This window comes from Polaromonas sp. P1_E1_2 (assembly GCF_056406035.1).
In genome coordinates, this window is the sequence record NZ_JBFUAZ010000775.1 from 1 (window position 1) to 1,651 (window position 1,651).

The following is a 1,651-nucleotide window of genomic DNA, read 5'->3' on the forward strand; positions in this document are numbered from 1 at the left end:
GCACCTGGCCGCTCAGCTTGAGCTGGCCGGGGGTGATGCCCTTGATGTTGACCACAGGAATGACGCCGCCGATCACCGTGGGGAATTGCATCAGGCCCTTTTTGACCAGTTCTTCATCTTTCAGGGGGGCGTCGGAAGCGCCGAAATCAACGGTTTTGGCTTCAATCTGGCGCAAACCGGCGCCGGAACCGACCGACTGGTAGTTGATCTTGACGCTGGTGGCCTTGTTGTAGTCAGCCGCCCACTTGGAATACAGGGGGGCCGGGAAGCTCGCACCGGCGCCGGTCACGTCCTGGGCGGCGGCGAGCGTGGCAAGCGACGTCAGGGCAAGGCCTACTACGGTAGTCAGGGAAGCTTTAAAAGTCAGGTTCATCAGAACACCTCTTGGGTTGGGATTGGTCGAAACTGGTTGGGATTGATCGGGAAGATGCGTCGACTGTAGAAATCTTGTGTGACAAGGATGTGACAAATATGACAGCCTCCCGGCGGGCTGCCGCCCCTCTATAGCGTCACAAAACCTTCAAATTACCGTCACGAATCTGTCATCGGGCTCTCCTACCCTTGGCCTCGTCTTAATCAGGATTAATCAGGAGAATCTTTCATGTTGAACCGCCGCTTTCTGGTCCTCGCTACCGCTGTTGCCGCCCTCGCCGGCTGCGCCACCACCTCCACCCCGGTGTCCGTGGCAGACACGATTGCCACCCAATCGCAGCTCAGCACCCTCAATGGCCTGGTAGCCAAAGCCGGGCTGACCGACACACTCAAGGGCACCGGCCCTTACACCGTATTCGCACCCACCAACGCGGCTTTCGCCAAAGTGCCGGCCAAAACCATGGACGAGCTCGCCAAAGATCCGGCCAAACTCAAGGCGGTTCTGGCCTACCACCTCGTTCCCGGCAAGGTGATGGCAGCTGACGTCAAAAACGGCAACGCCAAAACCGTCAACGGCGCCAATGTGGCGCTCTCCAAGGCCGGCGAATTCGTCACCATCGAGGACGCCATGGTCCAGACCGCCGACATTTCCGCCACCAATGGCGTTGTTCACATTGTGGACAGCGTGCTGATTCCGCCCGCCAAATAAGCCCACGGGTGCTGGAACGGGTCAAGCCGGAAGGTTTGACCCGTTTTCTATTGAATTTGTGCAATTTCGTGCTCCAGACCTTATGGAGCCTGCGCAAGCAGCTATTGTTTTAGTAGCAATCCGTGCACGGCAAGTCGCCTCGCACCGGGGAACATCCATGCCAGCTCAAATGCCTTTAGTTAGTCGCCGCCGGCTGCTTCGCCGCGCCGGCCTGGTTGCCGCAGCAATTGCGAGCCCAGCCTGGGCCCAGCCCGGCAAGGGCGCTTCATCGCGCAGCATCGTCGTGGCCCAGCCGGTTGATTTTTCCCAGGCCCAGCAGGATGTCTCCAAGGACTTCCTGATCGGCTCACGCGCCGCCTGGCAGGACATCAACCTGCGCGGCGGCGTCCGCGGCAGGCAGGTCCAGCATCTGGCACTTGAAACGGACGGCACCCCCGCAAGCCTGCGCGCGGCACTGGACTCGGTCAAGGACAACCCCGCCTGCATGGTGCTTTCCGGCAGTGTCGGCGACCAGGTTGCCAGCCAGATCGTGGCGCTGTCCCGCCAGGGCGGGCTGGGCATCCCCCACGC

General features: G+C 60.9%; 2 protein-coding genes and 1 pseudogene. 2 read left to right on the forward strand and 1 reads right to left on the reverse strand.

Going from position 1 to position 1,651, the window contains the following annotated elements:
- Positions 1-373: substrate-binding domain-containing protein (locus AC1D1P_RS22750; protein ID WP_477674554.1), on the reverse strand; the 373-nt coding region annotated here is incomplete at its 3' end.
- A 228-nt stretch (positions 374-601) separates the two neighbouring features.
- Here AC1D1P_RS22750 and AC1D1P_RS22755 point away from each other — a divergent pair.
- Both AC1D1P_RS22755 and AC1D1P_RS22760 read left to right on the forward strand, forming a co-directional pair.
- Positions 602-1,081 (forward strand): fasciclin domain-containing protein, encoded by a 480-nt coding sequence (locus AC1D1P_RS22755; protein WP_477670890.1) that lies wholly within the window; start codon positions 602-604, stop codon positions 1,079-1,081.
- 169 nt (positions 1,082-1,250) lie between these two features.
- Positions 1,251-1,651 (forward strand): annotated as a pseudogene (locus AC1D1P_RS22760) (ABC transporter substrate-binding protein); the annotation flags it as partial.